Consider the following 18525-nt stretch of genomic DNA (forward strand, 5'->3'; position numbering starts at 1 on the left):
TGAATATCCTTATGCAATAGGGAACGGAAATGCAGTTACCTGATCAATATGATCACAGCCTAATGCCAACATGATGAGTCGATCAACCCCTAACGCTACACCTGCACAATCCGGTAATCCCGCTTCGAGCGCAGCAATAAGATGATAATCAATCGGCTGAGGCTTTATGCCCATTTCCAATCGTTTCATATTGTCTTGCTCAAAACGTGCAAGTTGCTCTTTAGGGTTATCTAACTCATGGAAACCATTAGCGAGTTCAATCCCTTTAAAATACACTTCAAAGCGATCAGCCACACGGCTATCTTGAGGGTTTATTTTTGCTAATGCCGCTTGCGATGCAGGAAAGTCATAAACAAATGCAGGCGCATCCTGACCGATCTTATTTTCAACACCAATACTAAACAGAAGTTGTAGTAAAGTATCGCGGTCATCTTCCGGCTCGGCAATATCACTAAGGCCCAATTTTCCAGCGACGACTTTGAGCTCTGACATCGAGCCTTCAAGTGGGCACACACCTAGAACATCAAGAAATGCCTGCTGGTAAGTCATGCGATGAGCTGCACCACAATTCAGCACACGTTGTAGCAACTCATCCATTTCGTCCATTAACTGATGGTGGTCAAAGCCGACTCGATACCATTCCAGCATGGTAAACTCTGGATTATGATGACGGCCATTCTCTTCGTTACGAAACGCTTTGTTGATCTGATAAATACAGCCACTGCCCGCCGCCAACAAACGTTTCATATGGAACTCAGGACTGGTCATAAAGAACAGTTTGCTGCCATCTGCATAACCAGGACCAACAAACTCAGTTTGAAAGGTATGCAAATGAATATCGGTAACCGTCGCGTGACTCATGGCAGGCGTATCCACTTCCATCACCTGTCGCTCGGCAAAAAATTGACGAATAATGGCGATTAACCTCGCACGTTGACGAAGTTGTTCAATGGAAGCAGTCGGTTGCCAGTTGGTTTGCATAACAAGTCTCTCGAAGCTTGGGATTAACGGCTAAAGTCGACATTCTACATGCTTTTTTCTTTTCGACGAGAACCGATTTTCACATTGCAATAACGGAACTTGAAGCAATAATTTTTCGTACTACAGAGCAATGTCAACACTCGCCACAAAACCTATTATCAACCTCGCCAACAACAAGCAACACTCCATTAACACTCAATAATTTCAGTTAGAGGTTACAAATACTCTCGCCGTGATAGTAATCACATAACCTATAATTTTTATGCTCTTAAGTGCATTACCAAAGAAAAAACCTAATTACATCAATATTTATCTCATACAGCTCCACTACACTAATCCCTACTACTTTTGGGGAGCGCATCTTAGAGCTCCCCTCACAATCACAATAACAAGCGGATTTCCGCAATCACTCACTGGAGGATAACTGTGCAAACTATCACCACAGATATCGCAGTCATCGGCGCTGGCGGCGCTGGTCTTCGTACTGCTATTGCAGCGGCAGAGGCAAACCCTGATTTAGAAGTTGCTCTGATTTCTAAAGTGTACCCTATGCGCTCACACACAGTCGCAGCGGAGGGTGGCTCAGCAGCAGTTATCAAGGATGAAGATAGCTTAGATAACCACTTCAACGATACCGTTGGCGGTGGCGACTGGCTATGTGAACAGGACGTCGTTGAATATTTTGTAGAAAACTCAACCCGTGAAATGATCCAAATGGAACAATGGGGTTGCCCTTGGAGCCGTAAAGAAAACGGGGAAGTTAACGTTCGCCGCTTTGGTGGTATGAAGGTTGAACGAACTTGGTTTGCAGCGGATAAAACCGGCTTCCATATGCTTCATACCTTATTCCAGACTTCAATGAAGTACAGCAACATCAAACGTTTTGATGAGTACTTTGTCCTGGATCTTCTTGTTGATGATGGTGAAGTGCAAGGCCTGATTGCGATCCATATGTCTGAAGGTGAGCTGGTTACCATCAAAGCGAAGTCTGTTGTACTTGCTACCGGTGGTGCGGGACGTGTTTACCACTGTAATACCAACGGCGGTATCGTAACGGGTGACGGCATGGCAATGGCTTATCGTCATGGTGTTCCACTGCGTGATATGGAATTTGTTCAGTACCACCCTACTGGCCTTCCTGGTACAGGCATTCTGATGACTGAGGGTTGTCGTGGCGAGGGTGGTATTATTGTCAACAAAGACGGCTACCGTTACCTGCAAGACTACGGCATGGGCCCTGAAACGCCAGTAGGTCAACCGAAAAACAAATACATGGAACTGGGTCCTCGAGACAAAGTTTCCCAAGCTTTCTGGCATGAACAACAAAAAGGCAACACCATCAAACACCCTCTTGGTGATGTTGTGCATCTCGATCTTCGCCACTTAGGTGAAGAGTACCTGCAAGAGCGTTTACCATTCATCTGCGAGCTGGCAAAAGCTTACGTGAACGTTGATCCTGCAAAAGAACCAATTCCAATTCGTCCGACCGTGCACTACACCATGGGTGGCATCGAAACGAATGGTGGCTGTGAGACTCGCGTTAAAGGCCTGTTTGCTGTGGGTGAATGTGCTTCTGTTGGCTTGCATGGCGCAAACCGCCTTGGCTCTAACTCACTGGCGGAGTTTGTGGTATTTGGCCGCGTAGCGGGTGAAAACGCGGTGAAACGTGCAGCAGAATTCAAAGGCTGGAACGACGATGCTATCGCAGCTCAAGTGAAAGCGGTAGAAGAGCGCATTGCCAGCCTGATGAACCAAGAAGGTGATGAAAACTGGGCTGATATCCGTACTGAAATGGGTCATACCATGGAGGCGGGTTGTGGTATCTATCGTCAAGAAGATCTTATGCAAGAAACAATCGATAAGATCACTGAACTTAAACAACGTTACAAGCGCATCAGCATCAAAGATAAAGGCAAAGTGTTCAACACTGACCTTCTCTACGCGATCGAAGTTGGTTACGGCCTAGAGGTAGCAGAAGCGATGGTTCACTCTGCGATCCTACGTAAAGAATCTCGTGGTGCGCACCAACGCCTAGACGATGGCTGTACTGAGCGTGACGACGTGAACTTCCTTAAACACTCACTTGCTTTCTATCAGCCAGATTCAGCGCCAAGTATCGATTACAGCGATGTAACGATCACTAAATCTCAGCCTAAAGCGCGTCTATACGGTGAAGCGGCAGAAAAAGCAGCAGCAGAAGAAGCAGCGAAGAACGCAGAGGAGCAAGCATAATGTCAGCAAACCGCATTCAGAAAGTAGACATTCTGCGTTATGACCCAGAAAAAGACGCAGAACCGCACTTGCAAACCTTCGAAGTACCATTCGACGAAACCATGTCTGTGCTCGACGCGATCGGTTACATCAAAGATAACCTAGACAAAGACTTGTCTTATCGTTGGTCTTGTCGAATGGCGATCTGTGGCTCGTGCGGCATCATGGTCAATGGCGTGCCTAAACTAGCATGTAAGAGCTTCTTACGTGACTACCCAAATGGTCTGAAAATCGAACCATTAGCGAACTTCCCGATCGAGAAAGACCTGATCGTCGATATGACGCCGTTTATCGAGCGCCTTGAAGCAATCAAACCTTACATCATTGGTAATGACCGTAAGCCTGAAGACGGCACTAACATACAAACGCCTGAGCAAATGGCGAAATACAAGCAGTTTGCTGGTTGTATCAACTGTGGCCTATGTTACGCCGCGTGTCCTCAGTTCGGTCTCAATCCAGAGTTCATCGGCCCGGCAGCGCTGACATTGGCACACCGCTATAACTTAGATAGCCGTGATAATGGTAAAGCTGAGCGTATGAAGCTGATCAACGGTGAGAATGGCGCTTGGGGTTGTACGTTTGTCGGTTACTGCTCTGAAGTTTGTCCGAAGAGCGTGGATCCCGCAGCGGCAGTAAACCAAGGTAAAGTTGAGTCTTCGATGGACTTCGTAATTGCGATGCTGAAACCAGATGGTTCAGCCAAAACAGTGGAGGCAAAGGATGAGTAATCGTAAACCTTACGTTCGTGAAGTAAAACGCACTTGGTGGAAAGATCATCCGTTCTACCGCTTCTACATGGTTCGAGAAGCGACTGTTCTGCCGCTGATTCTATTTACTATCTTCCTGACTTTCGGCCTGGGCTCACTAGTGAAAGGCCCTGAAGCTTGGCAAGGCTGGTTAGAATTTATGGCCAACCCAATCGTCGTGGCGATTAACATCGTTGCCCTACTTGGTAGCCTGTTCCACGCCCATACGTTTTTTAACATGTTCCCACAAGTAATGCCGATACGCATAAAAGGTAAAGAACTGGATAAAAAAATCATCGTATTGACTCAGTGGGCAGCCGTGGCGTTCATCTCACTGATTGTTCTCATCGTGGTGTAAGGAGCTGAATAATGAAACCAAATTATAGTGTAAATACAGCGCCAAAACGTTCAGATGAGCCAATCTGGTGGGGACTGTTTGGTGCCGGCGGTACTTGGTTTGCGATGATCACACCAATCACCGTACTTGTACTGGGTATCCTTGTACCACTCGGTGTGATTGACGCAGAAGCAATGAGCTACGAGCGAGTATCGGAATTCGCGACCAGCATCATTGGTGCTCTATTTATCATAGGTACACTAGCGCTGCCAATGTGGCATGCAATGCACCGTGTTCACCACGGCATGCACGACCTTAAGTTCCACACAGGTGTGGTGGGCAAAGTGGCATGCTATGCGTTCGCAGGCCTTATCAGTGCACTATCAGTTATCTTTATCTTCATGATTTAAGACACTGTTATAACGATAAAAAGCTGGCTTTATGTCAGCTTTTTTTGTTTTTGGACACCTATGATCTTTTTGCTTTATAAGCTTTTGGCCACCCATGATCTTTTTACTTATAGAGCTGTACCCTCTATTGTTCCTATCGCCTTACAGTCCGGTAAATTACAGGCAATAAAAAAGGCCGCCGAAGCGACCTTTCTAAAGAAGCAGTAACTTACTTCACACGACCTACGTATTCAGCAGTACGAGTATCTATTCTGATAACCTCGCCGATTGCAATGAATAGAGGAACACGCACTACTGCGCCAGTAGAAAGCGTTGCTGGTTTACCACCAGTGCCTTGCGTGTCACCTTTTAGGCCTGGGTCAGTATCAACAACTTCCAATTCAACAAAGTTTGGTGGGGTAACGGTAATTGGGTTACCATTCCAAAGAGTGATCATACAAGTGTTGTTTTCTACCAACCATTTAGCGTTTTCACCTACCGCTTTCGCATCTGCAGCGATCTGTTCAAACGTTTCATTGTTCATAAAGTGGTAGAATTCACCGTCTGAATATAGATAATCTAGGTCGATATCCATTACGTCTGCCACTTCACAAGTGTCACCAGACTTGAATGTTTTCTCTAGCACTTTACCAGAAAGAAGTTTACGAATTTTCACGCGGTTGAACGCTTGGCCTTTACCTGGTTTAACGTATTCGTTTTCCAGAATTACGCAAGGCTCGTTATCAAGCATTAACTTAAGACCGCCTTTAAATTCATTGGTGCTAACTGTAGCCATTTTTTCCTCTTACATTCTTAGAGCTAAATTCAATGCCGCACATAATAACCCGAAAAGTCGATTCTGTTGAGCAAAACTGGCTCAAACAGTTGGCGAATGGGATCTCTGATCCTGCAAAGTTGCTCGAAAAACTGGAAATAGATCCCTCACCGTGGCGAGACGGGTTTGCTGCGCGCAAGCTGTTTGCACAGCGTGTACCGCAAAGTTTTATCGATCGAATGGAAAAAGGCAATCCCAAAGACCCTCTTTTACGTCAGGTTTTACCGTTAAGTGAAGAGTTTGAGATACATTCTGGTTATTCCAGCGATCCACTTGAAGAACAAGACAATGAAATTCCTGGTTTACTGCATAAATATCGCAATCGTGCCCTGATGATTGTGAAAGGTGGCTGTGCGGTGAATTGTCGCTACTGCTTCCGTCGACATTTCCCGTATCAGGATAACAAAAGCGGTAAACAAGCCTGGGCTCAAAGCCTAGAGTATATGGCGCAGCAACCTGACCTTAATGAAGTGATTTTTTCTGGCGGCGACCCGCTAATGGCGAAAGATGATGAGCTTCAATGGCTAATAGAACATATTGCGCAAATCCCGCATATCAAGCGTCTTCGTATTCACAGCCGATTACCAGTGGTGATCCCAGCACGAATTACCGATGAGCTATGCCAAATGCTCAGAGCGTCCCGCCTGCAAGTTATTTTGGTCACGCACATCAACCATGCAAATGAAATCAATGCCGAACTCACCGTGCAACTTTTCAAACTCAAACAAGCAGGTGTGACTCTACTCAACCAGAGCGTACTGCTCAGAGATGTGAATGACTCCGTGGATGCTCAAGTTGACTTGAGTGAAGCCCTGTTTAATGCCGGCATTTTGCCTTATTACTTGCATGTATTAGACAAAGTTCAAGGTGCTGCGCATTACTTTGTTTCCGATGAGGAAGCAAGAACGATCATGCGTGAAGTGATTACACGTGTATCTGGTTATCTGGTACCAAAACTTACGCGAGAAATCGGCGGCAGACCAAGTAAAACGCCACTGGACCTGCATTTAGAATAAAGAACAACGCGAAATAAATTTGTCGTCACGAGCGTTTATTTTTGTTCGCTTTACAAGGTAATTCTATGCATACTCCGCGGCTTTGGAGGTCAAGATGCATACAACATTCGAACAAATTTTCGATCTTGGCCCATTTAGTTGGTCTGCTCTTCTCTGCTGTGCCATCAATGGGTTACTGATCGGCATAGAGCGCCAGACCCGAGGTAAACCGGTTGGCATTCGTACAGCGATTCTCATTATTTCAGGCACCTATCTTTTTATGTCGATGGCGGTATCCCTATCGCCTAACACGCTTGATCAGGCACGCGTACTTGGTCAGATCATTACAGGTGTCGGGTTTCTTGGTGCTGGAGTCATGATGACGCTAGATGGAAAAATCCACGGCGTAACGTCTGCAGCCGTCATATGGGTGCTAGCCGGATTAGGATTAATGATAGGTCTCGGTTACTTATCACAGTCTGTGGTCATCACCGTGCTGACTTTAACCGTGTTGTTGGGCGTCGATGAAGCGGAGCGCCACATCAAATCACTGCGTCGCGGTGTGCACCAAAGAATACAGCGAAGAAAGTCATCCCGCTTAATCAAATAAGCCGTCACCTAATATATAAAAAGACCCCGATATCGATTCGGGGTCTTTTGGTTTAAAACCTTATTTCGATGGCTTCAGATTATTTCGCAAAGTTAATCAGAGGGAAACACTTCAGGAAGCCGTTATCCGCACAGTTAAGCAGACCAATTTGAATACCGTCGATTTGGTCTGTCATGTTGAAGAAACCTAGCTGGAAGTTAGACTTTTTAGAGATACTTGCCAGACCAACATCCGCCATTGTGTAGCCCTCAGAGTAGTTTACCGCACTCCAGTTAAGACCTCTTACGTTGTTCGTAATGTTAACCGCACCTAGGTTCAAACCTGTTGTTTGGCCGCGGTTCCAGTTAACAAGACCAAGTGACGCACCTTTCATTTCCTGGTTTACTTTAGCCGCACCGAAGAACAGACCAAAGTTAATACCTGTTGTACGATCCGTTTCTGACATACCAAGTAGTGAGAAATCCACACCTTTCACTTCGTTAACCTGCCCATGTAGAACGGCTAAACGAACACCACCCACTTCAGAGCGAGACGGCGCATTAATATGATCGATCGTAGAAAACATCACAGGAGTACTGTCAGCAAGCGCAACAGGTGATGCAACAGCGGCTACCACTGCCAAAGACGTCAAAAGCTTTTTCATTCTTATCTCCGTTATATTAAGCATTACTTACAACATAGCGTATGTGTACTCATTTTCTACTAATCGTACGAAAAAATTTCACTCGCATGTCATATTTAACAAGTTGACTATAATAGAAAAAATCCACACTGACCATATTTCAATATTTTCGGCTGTATTTCTTGTACCAGCCACACACAATGATGATGTCATGTTCAGCCACGTATCTAGTTAAACAAGAGCGACTCATCGCACTGTATAAACGACGAATAGAAATAACGATGGCATATCGACAGCATTATTGATCCAAACGACAAGCACAAAAAAAGCCGAGGTAAAAACCTCGGCTTCTTCTTGGTTTGGTCAGTTACCTTTTCGCTATAAGACGTTACAGCGACAAGGTAAGCAGCAAATTACATCATGCCGCCCATACCACCCATACCGCCCATGCCGCCCATATCAGGCATGCCTGCGCCGTCTTTCTGTGGTAGGTCAGTAATCATAGCTTCGGTTGTGATCATCAGACCAGCAATCGATGCTGCGAATTGCAGAGCGCTACGAGTTACTTTAGTTGGATCTAGGATACCCATCTCTAGCATGTCGCCGTACTCGCCAGTTGCCGCGTTGTAGCCGTAGCTGCCGTCGCCCGCTTTCACGTTGTTCGCAACGACTGAGTCTTCAGCACCAGCGTTCTTAGTGATTTGACGGATTGGCGCTTCCATTGCACGTAGTGCAACACGGATACCAACGTTTTGCTCTTCGTTGTCACCTTGTAGGTCAACAATCTTAGATGCCGCACGGATTAGAGCAACACCACCGCCTGCTACTACGCCTTCTTCAACTGCAGCGCGAGTTGCGTGTAGTGCGTCTTCTACGCGGTCTTTCTTCTCTTTCATTTCAACTTCAGTTGCTGCACCAACTTTAATTACTGCAACACCGCCAGCTAGCTTAGCTACGCGTTCTTGTAGTTTCTCTTTGTCGTAGTCTGAAGTTGCGTCTTCAATCTGTTGACGGATCTGGCTAACACGGCCATTGATCATCTCTTCTTCACCGATACCATCGATGATGGTTGTGTTTTCTTTAGTGATCGCAACGCGCTTCGCCTGACCTAGGTCTTCTAGTGTTACTTTTTCAAGTTCTAGACCTACTTCTTCAGAAATCACTGTACCGCCAGTTAGAACGGCGATGTCTTGTAGCATTGCTTTACGACGGTCACCAAAACCAGGCGCTTTTACTGCTGCCACTTTCACGATGCCACGCATGTTGTTCACAACAAGTGTTGCTAGCGCTTCACCTTCTACGTCTTCTGCAATGATTAGCAGTGGACGAGATGCTTTAGCAACGGCTTCTAGTGTAGGAAGAAGTTCACGGATGTTTGAAACTTTCTTATCAATCAATAGGATGAATGGGTTTTCTAGGTCAACAGAACCCGCTTCCTGGTTGTTGATGAAGTAAGGAGAAAGGTAACCGCGGTCAAACTGCATACCTTCTACTACGTCTAGCTCATCTTGTAGCGCCTGACCTTCTTCAACAGTGATAACACCGTCGCGGCCAACACGTTCCATTGCTTCAGCAATGATGTTACCTACGCTTACGTCTGAATTCGCAGAGATGGTACCTACCTGTGCGATCGCTTTGTTGTCGTTACATTCAACAGAAAGCTCTTTTAGCTGCTCAACTGCTGCTGCCACTGCTTTGTCGATACCGCGCTTAAGATCCATTGGGTTCATACCCGCTGCTACTGCTTTCAGACCTTCGTTTACGATTGATTGCGCTAGTACTGTTGCTGTTGTTGTACCGTCACCTGCAGCATCGTTTGCTTTAGATGCTACTTCTTTAACCATTTGAGCGCCCATGTTCTGGAATTTGTCTTCCAGTTCGATTTCGCGCGCTACAGATACACCATCTTTAGTGATTGTTGGTGCACCGAAAGATTTATCTAGAACGACGTTACGGCCTTTAGGACCTAATGTCACTTTTACCGCGTCAGCCAGAACGTTTACACCTTCTAGCATCTTAACTCGTGCGTCATTACCAAATTTAACGTCTTTAGCAGCCATCTTTGATTTCCTTTCTACAATTCTTTAAGTTCGACTTGGTTTTTGAATCTGAGCAAAAAATTACTCAATGATTGCTATTATTCAACGATTGCCATGATGTCGTTTTCAGACATAACTAGCACTTCTTTACCGTCGATTTTTTCAGTCTTAGTGCCGTAACCTTCAGCGAAGATAACAGTATCACCAACTTTAACGTCCAGCGGTAGCACTGTGCCGTTTTCTAGAATGCGGCCTTTGCCTACAGCTAGAACAACACCGCGAGTTGATTTTTCCGCAGCAGAACCAGTCAGAACGATTCCACCAGCTGACTTAGATTCAACTTCTTTACGTTCAACGATAACTCGGTCATGTAATGGACGAATGTTCATTGGTCGTCTCTCCTGAAAATTTCCATGTTTATTTGATAATTGCCCGACTTGGGGCACGTGATCACTATATAAGGGGTCGAACGAACGATCCCAAGGGGCGAGTGTGATTTTTTTGTGACTTAGTTAAAAGATCGCAACGGTTTGCGTGAGAAATGCGCACTCGCTCACCTTCCTGCTTTCTTGTATCCTTGCAGTTTATCCACCAGATAGACGTTAAACATGCTGGAAAATAACAAGCCGGAACACCAAGCAACAGATAAACATGGTTTGTTGAGTGCGCCTATTCCTGAAACGCTTCGCAAGATGACCGTACCGATGACAATAGGCATGATCGCGATTCTGATGTTTAATCTGGTCGATACATTTTTTATCTCTCTACTCGGAACGCAAGCATTAGCAGCGATCAGCTATACCTTCCCGGTTACCTTTGCCGTCAACTGCATAACGATGGGGATCGGTATGGGTCTCTCGACCAATATTGGTCGGCTCCTTGGTCAGGGATATTCAACACAAGCCGCGCGTTTTACCACTCATGGCCTGCTTTTAGCGGTCATGTTAGTTGCCATCGCCTCATCAATCGGCTTCATAACTATCCGGCCACTGTTTGCTTTTCTGGGAGCGACTGACGATCTGCTGCCACTCATCGAGCAATACATGCACATTTGGTATCTCACTATTCCATTACTGGTGATTCCAATGGCTGGTAACAGTGCGATACGCGCAACCGGTGATACCAAAACCCCCGCTAAAATCATGATGATTGCAGGCTTGATCAATGGAATGCTGGATCCACTTCTAATCTTCGGTTTAGGCCCTTTTCCTGAGCTTGGGATTCAAGGCGCTGCGATCGCGAGTGCCTTCAGCTGGTTGGGCGCTTTGTTAGGCTCTTTCTATTTACTCGTAAAACGCGAAAAGTTACTCGCTCGACCACAGTTGAGTCTACTCAAACAAGATTGGCAGCAAACCTTAAAAATTGGCACGCCAGCCGCATTGTCTACAGCGATGAACCCGCTTTCTGGCGCTATTTTGATGATGTTGCTATCAAGCCACGGAACCGCTGCTGTTGCCGCTTATGGGGCCGCACAGAGAATTGAATCGATACTGATTTTGGTACTGATGTCCCTGACCTCGGCACTGACTCCCTTTATGGCGCAAAACCTAGGTGCTAACAATCCACATCGGGCATTCGCAGGGCTCTTCCTCAGTATGCGTTTTGCAGTGGTGTTTCAGGGGCTGATTTTTCTGGCGATGGTACCATTGAGTATTCCGCTTGCCGCCCTGTTCTCACAAGAAGAGGCCGTTAAAAATATACTTTGGCATTACCTGCTGGTTGTGCCATTCAGCTACGGTTTCCAAGGGGTTGTAATGATCTTAGTGAGCGGACTGAATGCGATGCATAAACCCTTACATGCTTTTAAATGGAGCTTTATGCGCCTGTTCGTATTCACCTTGCCAGCGGCTTGGTTCGGCAGTTATCTCTACGATGTGGAAGGGCTGTTTATCGGTATTGCCGTAGGAAATATATTAGGCGGGTTACTCGGTTATATGTTTGCGTTGCGCGAGCGAAAGTTAATGCTGGTCGAATACGGCGCTTCCTCTTAATGCACCCCATTAGCGATTTGGCCAAGTAAGTGCAGAAAGACACATACAAAAAAACCGCGTATCAACGCGGTTTTTCTTCCTGCAAAGAACGGCTCTATTTAGAACAACTCTTCTGCAACCTTGTACAAGTCATTACGTACTGGACGCTTCATGTTCTCAATCGCATCAATGATGTCGTGATGTACAAGCTCTTCTTTTTGGATACCAACACAACGGCCACCGTGACCTTCCATTAGAAGGTGAACAGCGTAGTTACCCATGCGAGATGCAAGAACACGGTCAAATGCAGTAGGACGACCACCACGTTGGATATGACCAAGTACTGTCGCACGAGTTTCACGACCTGTTGCCGTTTCAATATCACGTGCAAGCTCGTTTGCATCCATCATCAGTTCAGTAAGAGCAATGATTGCGTGTTTCTTACCTTTTGCGATACCGTCTTGAATGTTGCCGATCAGCTTCTCTTTATCAAGACCCGTTTCTGGTGTGATGATGTACTCACAACCACCAGCGATAGCAGACATCAGAGTCAGGTCACCACAGTGACGGCCCATGATTTCTACAATTGAAATACGTTGGTGAGATGAAGAAGTGTCACGTAAACGGTCAATTGCATCAATAACTGTGTTTAGTGCAGTTAGGTAACCGATAGTGTAATCTGTACCTGCGATATCGTTATCGATTGTGCCTGGCAGACCGATACATGGGTAACCCATTTCAGTCAGTTTTTTAGCACCCATGTAAGAACCGTCACCACCGATAACAACCAGTGCGTCGATACCGTGTTTCTTCAGGTTCTCAATTGCTTTTTCGCGTACTGCCACTTCCTTGAATTCCGGGAAACGTGCAGAGCCCAGGAACGTACCACCTTTGTTGATGACATCTGAAACACTAGAACGATCTAGCTTTTCGATGCGATCTTCATAAAGACCTAGGTAGCCGTCGTACACACCGTAAACTTCCAATCCCTCAGAAAGTGCTGTGCGTACCACGCCGCGTACTGCAGCGTTCATACCAGGTGCGTCACCGCCACTTGTTAAAACACCGATCTTCTTAATCATGCTCACCCTCGATCTTTGGCAATCAATTATATAATTTTCTTTTAGGTCCCTTGTCACCAAGCAACCTGCATAATCCAGAACTGTGCGTTATGTTACATTTCCTATACCGGAATACCAATGAAAACACACATTTTTATGTAACTTTTCTACTTATGTAAGAGTATTACAGCTTCTCTTAGCAACTTCGTTGATTCACATCAGTATCAGGATTCTTAAAACGTATTGATGGAAAGATAGACAATAAGCGCCTGTTTGTCGTCAGACGCCTTGTGATTTTTCGAGCGCTACCAACCTTGTTGCTTCTGTTCTTTCTCTGGTCCAAATATCACAGATATCGGATCCTGATGGATCAATACATCCGCTTCAGGAAACACTGACAGTAAGTTTTCTTCTACTTTATCAGCAATATAGTGAGCTTCGATTAAGCGTAAGTCGTCGTCTAGTTCCAGGTGTAGCTGAATAAAACGCGTCGGCCCGGACATTCGGGTGCGCAGTTGATGAACCCCTCTGACCCCTTTCACACTAAAGCACTGAGCGCGGATTTCTTCTAACTCGGTATCCGGCAGTTTTCTGTCCAGTAAGGTCTGAGCCGCTTCATTGACCATTTTGACCGCACTGTAAAGAATGAACACACCAATACCAATCGCAAACACCGCATCGGCTTGTGTGACGCCAAAATAGCTTAACCCGAGCGCAACCATAATCGCGGCATTCATATAAAGGTCGGTTTGATAGTGAAGAGAGTCGGCGGCAATCGCTTGGCTGCCTGTCACCCGCACAACGTGCTTCTGAAAAGTCACCAAACCAAGTGTCACGGCGATAGCAAACAATGAGACATAAACCCCTAACTCAGGAGCATGCAAAGCATGAGGACGGAAGAAGCGATCGACCCCATTGAGGATCAAAAATACCGCAGAGCCGGAAATGAACATGGCTTGCGCGAGTGCAGCGAGTGATTCTGCCTTACCGTGGCCAAACGTATGTTCTCTGTCTGCTGGCTGCAAGGCATAACGAACCACGACTAAATTCACTACCGATGCGGCAATGTCCAACATCGAGTCAATAAGAGAGGCCAATAAGCTGACCGATCCTGTCACCCACCAGGTGATGACTTTAACCAATAATAGAAGCGTCGCCACGATAGTTGCAGTCCACGCTGCGGTTGTCACTAAGCGCGCATATTGCTGTTTCATAATCAAAGAGTTAACTCAAACCATATGCTGAGTATACCTCTTAAATGAGGTAATGAGTATGAAATAACCAGATCAAAAAGAGGCAACCAATGGCTGCCTCTGGAAATTCTTCTGCTGATCTAGTTAGTTATTGCTTGGTTTGCTCATGCGTTTTTGCATTCTGTCACCACACTGTTGCATACGTTCGTTTTGCAACTTCACAAACTCTGCTTTTTGCTCAGGAGTCAGTACACTCAACATCTGGTGTTTTCTCTCCAGCATTTTTACACGGCGCTCTGTTTGTTTTTCTACCATTTCTTTGGCTAACGCATTCGCTTGCGCTTCATCAAACGTATCCGCCAAAACCAGTGATTGCATTTTGGCATGGTAAGCTTGTCGCTCTGCTCTGCGAGCATCACGATCGGCTGAATTTTTGCCTCTCATCTCAGCGCGATTGGCATCACGGAAAGATTGTAGTTGCTCTTTTTGCGCGTCGGTCAGATTCATTTGACCCATAATACCGCGCTCCATACCCGGGCCACACTCATCACGAGGGCCTTTTTGCTGGTTTTTACCACCGTAGGCAAAGGCACCTGCAGCACCTAAGGTCAATGGTAGAACAACGGCAGCTAACACAATTTTTTTTGCAGATTTCATAATGGGATTCCTCATACATCTGATTGCTTCTTCTGGGCTGTTCTCCCAGCGCTTGAGTATAGAATAGGACGTGATAGGTAAAGTGACGTATAGGGAGCGTAAAGATTCGTAAAGAGTGATTTTTATACTCTTCGTCCCACCTCATTCCAATGTAGTATTAAAGCATCTGGTAATTGATGGTAGATCCCTAAATGGCAAACATTCTTTTGATTGATGACGATATAGAGCTCACTAGCCTGTTAAAAGAAGTGCTCAGTTTTGAAGGTTTTGAAGTCAGTGAAGCGAATGACGGCGAGGCGGGCTTGGCTGCAGTAACGAGTGAGATTGATTTGATTTTGCTCGATGTCATGATGCCCAAACTCAACGGCATGGAGACATTAAAGCGTTTACGTGAAAACTGGGAAACGCCCGTGTTAATGCTGACTGCCAAAGGCGAAGAAATAGACCGCGTGATTGGTTTAGAACTTGGGGCTGACGATTACTTACCGAAACCCTTTAGTGATCGCGAATTACTGGCTCGCATTCGCGCTATTTTGCGTCGTACCAGTACGACGCAAAAAGACAGCAAAAGCAGTGACGTCATCGAATATCAAGAACTTTGCCTCTACCCGGGTAAACAAGAAGCTTATTGCGATCAGCAACTTCTAGACTTAACCGCCACAGAGTTTGCGCTGCTCACCCACTTTGTACAACACCCCGGGCAAGTTCTAACGAAAGAAACACTGAGTTTAGATGTACTTGGCAAGCGGCTCGCTGCTTTTGACCGCGCGATTGATATGCACGTCTCCAACTTACGCAAAAAACTGCCCGACCAAAGTAATGGCAAGCCTCGTATCAAAACCTTACGTGGTCGAGGCTACATGCTGCTTGAGGAAGATTAATGAGCCAAATATCACGCATCAAACTGCCGAATATTAACAGCCTGTATGGACGCATATTTGCCATCTTCTGGTTCACCATGCTGTTGGTGTTAATCGCTGTGCTATCACTACCGCATTTGGATCCACGTAAAGCGCGTGATATTCCAAACGCACCTTATCAGCGTATGCAAGAACTGCGTGATGATATTCAACAAAAATACAGCAAAGAGACCGATCTTGGCCGTATCCTGTTTAGCATTGAAGGGCGTCGTCAAAATAAAAAAGCCCCTCGACCACGAATGTTCTTTTCTGACTATAACGGCAAAATATTAACCACGGACCACCGCAATAATTTTCAAATGCGGGCCATGCAGAACTTTGTTTCTATTATTGAAGACAATAACCAACCGAAACAAAAACTCTATGGCCGATATATGATTGCTGGTCCTGTACCTATTACCTTGGCCGATTCTGACTTGCTGATGTACGTTGGCTTTAAATGGAATGAGCCACCACCACTACTCCTGAGACTGTTTGATCACCCGCTTCAGTTACTACTGGCGGTCATGCTGGCAAGTACTCCTCTTCTGCTCTGGTTGGCATGGGCATTGAGTCAGCCTGCACGCAGACTAGAAGCCGCAGCACAGCGTGTCGCTAAGGGAGAGTTTGTGATAGATCCCACCCTAGAGAAAGGGACTTCAGAGTTTCGTCAGGCAGGTAGCAGTTTCAACCAGATGGTCGAAGCGGTCAATCAGATGATATCCGGTCAGCAGCGTTTATTGTCGGATATCTCTCACGAACTGCGCTCACCACTCACACGTCTGCGCATGGCCAGCGCATTAGCTACGCGTAAACAGGGCGAAAGCCCAGAGCTGACACGGATTGATACCGAGGCTCAAAGGCTTGAGCAAATGATCAGTGAGTTACTCGAGCTGTCCCGCATGCAGGCAAACAGCCACATGACACGAGAAACGCAACCGATTCAAAGTTTGTGGGAAGAGATCATTAAAGACACTCAATTTGAAGCGGAACAAATGGGTAAGCAATTGCGTTATTCGCCATTGCCTAAAGTCAGTATTTCCGGCAACCCTAAATTACTGATGAGCGCGGTGGAGAACATCATCCGCAACGCGATTTACTACGGCAAAGATCAGGTTGAAATTAATGTTGAAACACAAGGTAACACTCTGCACATCACCGTAGATGATAACGGTGAAGGGGTACCGGATGAAGAATTGGAAGCGATTTTCCGCCCGTTTTATCGTGTTTCTACCGCTCGTGATCGTCACTCTGGCGGAACAGGATTAGGGCTGACGATCACCGAAAGTGCCATCCGTCAGCACAGTGGGACGATTGTCGCCAGTCGCAGTCCACTGGGTGGGTTACGCATGACGATTACGTTACCTTTAAGCCAGTAATTCAATCCCACACTTATCGTATAACCAAGTAACCCTCCGCCTCAGGAGGGTTACTTTTTCTCAACACGCTTTAATAGCGAGTCACTTTTCATTAAAGGCGCGTCTGTAGCTAAGCCAGTACTTGGGTATATACCCCAATCGCAGCTAAGGTATATACTGCCTCTCACTTTTGACTAACTCTATTTCTAAACCATGTTTGATATCGCTTTATACGAACCCGAAATTGCGCCAAATACCGGTAACATCATTCGACTGTGTGCCAACTGTGGTGCGAACCTGCATCTGATTGAACCGCTAGGTTTCGATCTGGAAGAAAAGAAAGTGCGCCGTGCGGGCTTGGATTATCATGACCTGGCTCGTGTGACACGTCATAAAAACTATCAGGCATTCTTGGATTATTTAGAAAAAGAAAAGCAAGGCGACTACCGTCTTTTTGCTTGTACAACTAAGACAACAGGTCACCATGTGGATGCCCAATACCAAGCGGGTGATGTGCTGTTATTCGGTCCGGAAACGCGCGGTTTACCAGCAGAGGTGATTGAAAGCTTACCAATGGAGCAACGCATTCGCATTCCGATGATGCCAGATGCCCGAAGCCTGAACTTGTCAAATGCCGTTGCTATTATTGCCTTTGAAGCATGGCGTCAGATGGGCTTTGAAGGTGCGCAATAATCGCTTAATGAAGAGGCAAAAAAGGGCGCTGATGTGCCCTTTTGTTTTCTGCTGGAATTGATTACTGATCAGTTGAGCTTATTTCGATCATTACGATCATCATCATCGTCTTTGCGCTCGTATTCACCTTCAAAAGTGTTGCCATTATCCGAATGAGAATCGAATGGACCACGACGGAATGGATCTTCGTCAAACGGCCCCTGCTGACCAGAAAAGCCTCCATGGAAACCACCACCATGAACCGTTTTTACCACCATTTTACTCATCAGGTATTTTGCAATTGCAGCGCGAGGGGCAGGCAGTAACACCAACATACCAAACGCATCCGTCATAAAGCCTGGGGTTAACAGCAGTACACCGGCTACCGCTAGCATGACACCTTCGAAAATCTGTTGAGCAGGAATTTCACCTTGCTCAAGACGCCCCTGCACTGACATCAGGGTCTGAATACCCTGACTACGTACCAAAGACGCCCCCACTACCGCCGTGATCAACACCAAGGCAATGGTCGGCCAGAGGCCTAAAAATCCGCCCACCTGAATAAACAAGCCGATTTCGATGATCGGAACAAAAATAAACGCTAATAATAAGATAGGAAACACACGCCCTCCTTTGTTTAATTCAGTGTAATGGTAAAAGCCAATCAAGCTCAAACGAATCGTTGTAAAAAAGCGTGTTTACCCCGTCACATGGCTTTAGTGACGCCCCTCTTTTGGCATGATGTTCAGATCATTAAACCGCCAATATAAAGCGTAAAAATACGTCCCTGAAACATAAAGTAATAACCCGTTCAGACTGTGCACAATATTGATGCATTAAAAGCCAAAAAGGTGATCTAGTTACTATTTTTATGTGCTAGGTAAAGTATG

The 18525-nt window shown here is 46.0% G+C and carries 19 protein-coding genes; 10 read left to right on the plus strand and 9 right to left on the minus strand.

The features are described 5' to 3' along the window. Window positions 1–9: 9 nt before the first annotated feature. Window positions 10–981: an elongation factor P--(R)-beta-lysine ligase gene (gene epmA / locus RXX31_RS21620; RefSeq protein ID WP_317591742.1), complete on the minus strand. Its 972-nt coding sequence runs from the start codon at window positions 979–981 to the stop codon at window positions 10–12. A 426-nt stretch (window positions 982–1407) separates the two neighbouring features. Between epmA and frdA the strand changes: the two genes are divergently transcribed. Genes frdA through frdD form a run of 4 tightly spaced genes read left to right on the plus strand, consistent with a single transcriptional unit; the run spans window position 1408 to window position 4745 of the window. Then, window positions 1408–3213, plus strand: coding sequence for a fumarate reductase (quinol) flavoprotein subunit (gene frdA, locus RXX31_RS21625; protein WP_317591743.1), 1806 nt, complete (start codon window positions 1408–1410; stop codon window positions 3211–3213). Next, window positions 3213–3980, plus strand: a complete 768-nt coding sequence (locus RXX31_RS21630; RefSeq protein ID WP_317591744.1) for a succinate dehydrogenase/fumarate reductase iron-sulfur subunit — start codon at window positions 3213–3215, stop codon at window positions 3978–3980. Before frdA ends, RXX31_RS21630 begins: the two co-directional genes overlap by 1 nt. Next, window positions 3973–4356 (plus strand): fumarate reductase subunit FrdC, encoded by a 384-nt coding sequence (gene frdC, locus RXX31_RS21635; RefSeq protein WP_317591745.1) that lies wholly within the window; start codon window positions 3973–3975, stop codon window positions 4354–4356. The genes RXX31_RS21630 and frdC overlap by 8 nt, the downstream gene beginning before the upstream one ends. Before the next feature lie 11 nt (window positions 4357–4367). Beyond that, window positions 4368–4745, plus strand: a complete 378-nt coding sequence (frdD, locus tag RXX31_RS21640) for a fumarate reductase subunit FrdD (protein ID WP_237318066.1) — start codon at window positions 4368–4370, stop codon at window positions 4743–4745. Window positions 4746–4953: 208 nt separating this feature from the next. Here frdD and efp read toward each other — a convergent pair whose 3' ends face one another. Next, window positions 4954–5520, minus strand: coding sequence for an elongation factor P (gene efp, locus RXX31_RS21645; RefSeq protein WP_317591746.1), 567 nt, complete (start codon window positions 5518–5520; stop codon window positions 4954–4956). A 32-nt stretch (window positions 5521–5552) separates the two neighbouring features. Here efp and epmB point away from each other — a divergent pair, with 32 nt between their 5' ends. Both epmB and RXX31_RS21655 read left to right on the plus strand, forming a co-directional pair. Further along, entirely contained in the window at window positions 5553–6575 is a 1023-nt protein-coding gene (gene epmB, locus RXX31_RS21650) for an EF-P beta-lysylation protein EpmB (protein WP_317591747.1), read from the plus strand. 94 nt (window positions 6576–6669) lie between these two features. Beyond that, window positions 6670–7164 carry an MgtC/SapB family protein gene (locus RXX31_RS21655; RefSeq protein WP_317591748.1) on the plus strand — a complete coding sequence of 165 codons (495 nt, stop codon included), beginning with the start codon at window positions 6670–6672 and terminating at the stop codon, window positions 7162–7164. 79 nt (window positions 7165–7243) lie between these two features. Here the strand turns inward: RXX31_RS21655 and RXX31_RS21660 are convergent, their stop codons facing one another. The 3 genes from RXX31_RS21660 to RXX31_RS21670 form a co-directional block, all read right to left on the minus strand. Beyond that, window positions 7244–7807: a VC2662 family protein gene (locus RXX31_RS21660; RefSeq protein WP_317591749.1), complete on the minus strand. Its 564-nt coding sequence runs from the start codon at window positions 7805–7807 to the stop codon at window positions 7244–7246. 392 nt (window positions 7808–8199) lie between these two features. After that, window positions 8200–9846: a chaperonin GroEL gene (gene groL, locus RXX31_RS21665; protein ID WP_317591750.1), complete on the minus strand. Its 1647-nt coding sequence runs from the start codon at window positions 9844–9846 to the stop codon at window positions 8200–8202. 77 nt (window positions 9847–9923) lie between these two features. Beyond that, entirely contained in the window at window positions 9924–10214 is a 291-nt protein-coding gene (locus tag RXX31_RS21670) for a co-chaperone GroES (protein ID WP_005381516.1), read from the minus strand. Between the two features lie 219 nt (window positions 10215–10433). Here RXX31_RS21670 and RXX31_RS21675 point away from each other — a divergent pair, with 219 nt between their 5' ends. Further along, window positions 10434–11816 (plus strand): MATE family efflux transporter, encoded by a 1383-nt coding sequence (locus RXX31_RS21675; RefSeq protein WP_317591751.1) that lies wholly within the window; start codon window positions 10434–10436, stop codon window positions 11814–11816. Window positions 11817–11914: 98 nt separating this feature from the next. Here the strand turns inward: RXX31_RS21675 and pfkA are convergent, their stop codons facing one another. The 3 genes from pfkA to RXX31_RS21690 all read right to left on the minus strand — a co-directional run bounded on the left by pfkA (window position 11915) and on the right by RXX31_RS21690 (window position 14706). Then, the gene (gene pfkA, locus RXX31_RS21680; protein WP_317591752.1) at window positions 11915–12877 is read right to left on the minus strand and encodes a 6-phosphofructokinase; all 963 of its coding nucleotides are present in this window, start codon (window positions 12875–12877) and stop codon (window positions 11915–11917) included. Between the two features lie 284 nt (window positions 12878–13161). Then, window positions 13162–14070, minus strand: a complete 909-nt coding sequence (fieF, locus tag RXX31_RS21685) for a CDF family cation-efflux transporter FieF (protein WP_317591753.1) — start codon at window positions 14068–14070, stop codon at window positions 13162–13164. A 123-nt stretch (window positions 14071–14193) separates the two neighbouring features. Beyond that, window positions 14194–14706: a CpxP family protein gene (locus RXX31_RS21690; protein ID WP_317591754.1), complete on the minus strand. Its 513-nt coding sequence runs from the start codon at window positions 14704–14706 to the stop codon at window positions 14194–14196. Window positions 14707–14897: 191 nt separating this feature from the next. On the opposite strand from RXX31_RS21690, the gene RXX31_RS21695 reads away from it, so the two are divergent. From RXX31_RS21695 to trmL, 3 genes are all read left to right on the plus strand, one after another. Continuing rightward, complete coding sequence (locus RXX31_RS21695) at window positions 14898–15587, plus strand: response regulator (RefSeq protein ID WP_317591755.1); 690 nt, start codon at window positions 14898–14900, stop codon at window positions 15585–15587. Next, window positions 15587–16984 (plus strand): envelope stress sensor histidine kinase CpxA, encoded by a 1398-nt coding sequence (cpxA, locus tag RXX31_RS21700; protein WP_317591756.1) that lies wholly within the window; start codon window positions 15587–15589, stop codon window positions 16982–16984. The genes RXX31_RS21695 and cpxA overlap by 1 nt, the downstream gene beginning before the upstream one ends. Before the next feature lie 192 nt (window positions 16985–17176). Further along, complete coding sequence (gene trmL, locus RXX31_RS21705; protein ID WP_317591757.1) at window positions 17177–17656, plus strand: tRNA (uridine(34)/cytosine(34)/5-carboxymethylaminomethyluridine(34)-2'-O)-methyltransferase TrmL; 480 nt, start codon at window positions 17177–17179, stop codon at window positions 17654–17656. A gap of 68 nt (window positions 17657–17724) precedes the next feature. On the opposite strand, the gene RXX31_RS21710 is transcribed toward trmL, so the two are convergent. Further along, window positions 17725–18258 (minus strand): FxsA family protein, encoded by a 534-nt coding sequence (locus RXX31_RS21710; RefSeq protein WP_317591758.1) that lies wholly within the window; start codon window positions 18256–18258, stop codon window positions 17725–17727. Window positions 18259–18525 lie beyond the last annotated feature (267 nt).

Origin of the sequence: Vibrio sp. EA2, assembly GCF_033042495.1 — a bacterium.
GTDB lineage: Bacteria > Pseudomonadota > Gammaproteobacteria > Enterobacterales > Vibrionaceae > Vibrio.

Excerpts from the sequence above, each read along its gene's own strand:
- fieF (WP_317591753.1), bottom strand. The coding sequence starts at position 14,070 with ATGAAACAGCAATATGCGCGCTTAGTGACAACCGCAGCGTGGACTGCA.
- RXX31_RS21655 (WP_317591748.1), top strand. The coding sequence starts at position 6,670 with ATGCATACAACATTCGAACAAATTTTCGATCTTGGCCCATTTAGTTGG.
- RXX31_RS21660 (WP_317591749.1), bottom strand. The coding sequence starts at position 7,807 with ATGAAAAAGCTTTTGACGTCTTTGGCAGTGGTAGCCGCTGTTGCATCA.
- trmL (WP_317591757.1), top strand. The coding sequence starts at position 17,177 with ATGTTTGATATCGCTTTATACGAACCCGAAATTGCGCCAAATACCGGT.
- frdC (WP_317591745.1), top strand. The coding sequence starts at position 3,973 with ATGAGTAATCGTAAACCTTACGTTCGTGAAGTAAAACGCACTTGGTGG.
- epmA (WP_317591742.1), bottom strand. The coding sequence starts at position 981 with ATGCAAACCAACTGGCAACCGACTGCTTCCATTGAACAACTTCGTCAA.
- RXX31_RS21690 (WP_317591754.1), bottom strand. The coding sequence starts at position 14,706 with ATGAAATCTGCAAAAAAAATTGTGTTAGCTGCCGTTGTTCTACCATTG.
- RXX31_RS21630 (WP_317591744.1), top strand. The coding sequence starts at position 3,213 with ATGTCAGCAAACCGCATTCAGAAAGTAGACATTCTGCGTTATGACCCA.
- cpxA (WP_317591756.1), top strand. The coding sequence starts at position 15,587 with ATGAGCCAAATATCACGCATCAAACTGCCGAATATTAACAGCCTGTAT.
- RXX31_RS21670 (WP_005381516.1), bottom strand. The coding sequence starts at position 10,214 with ATGAACATTCGTCCATTACATGACCGAGTTATCGTTGAACGTAAAGAA.
- groL (WP_317591750.1), bottom strand. The coding sequence starts at position 9,846 with ATGGCTGCTAAAGACGTTAAATTTGGTAATGACGCACGAGTTAAGATG.
- epmB (WP_317591747.1), top strand. The coding sequence starts at position 5,553 with ATGCCGCACATAATAACCCGAAAAGTCGATTCTGTTGAGCAAAACTGG.
- pfkA (WP_317591752.1), bottom strand. The coding sequence starts at position 12,877 with ATGATTAAGAAGATCGGTGTTTTAACAAGTGGCGGTGACGCACCTGGT.
- RXX31_RS21695 (WP_317591755.1), top strand. The coding sequence starts at position 14,898 with ATGGCAAACATTCTTTTGATTGATGACGATATAGAGCTCACTAGCCTG.
- RXX31_RS21675 (WP_317591751.1), top strand. The coding sequence starts at position 10,434 with ATGCTGGAAAATAACAAGCCGGAACACCAAGCAACAGATAAACATGGT.
- frdD (WP_237318066.1), top strand. The coding sequence starts at position 4,368 with ATGAAACCAAATTATAGTGTAAATACAGCGCCAAAACGTTCAGATGAG.
- efp (WP_317591746.1), bottom strand. The coding sequence starts at position 5,520 with ATGGCTACAGTTAGCACCAATGAATTTAAAGGCGGTCTTAAGTTAATG.